This is a genomic window from Shewanella sp. AS1, assembly GCF_021412565.1.
Classification (GTDB): Bacteria; Pseudomonadota; Gammaproteobacteria; order Enterobacterales; family Shewanellaceae; genus Shewanella.
Genome location: NZ_JAKCLJ010000100.1, coordinates 1 through 286 on the forward strand (window position 1 = coordinate 1; position 286 = coordinate 286).

At 45.1% G+C, this 286-nt stretch carries 1 protein-coding gene; it reads left to right on the forward strand.

The features are described 5' to 3' along the window. On the forward strand, window positions 1-286 hold a 286-nt coding region (locus LZP69_RS16225), incomplete at both ends, for a hypothetical protein (RefSeq protein WP_234201727.1).

The following is a 286-nucleotide window of genomic DNA, read 5'->3' on the forward strand; positions in this document are numbered from 1 at the left end:
GGGATCGCATTAATGCGCTTGAGAGCTATGCCTCAGGCGCAAAGCTTGTAACTGTACATCATGGAGAAAGCAGAGATGCTTTTGCTTTTTATCGCGAAGGAAGTTGCGCTTCAGTGTGTGTACTCAAAGTGCGCTTTGGGCGTATTTCTGACTCGGACACTTTTTCATTTGAGGAGCTTGGAATTAGCGATGGGGAGCTTCTTGAATCTTTGTTGAGTCAGTATTACGAAAGCAACCGAGAGATCCCGGAAGAAGTGCTCTTGCCTTTTGAATTTGAGAATTTGGA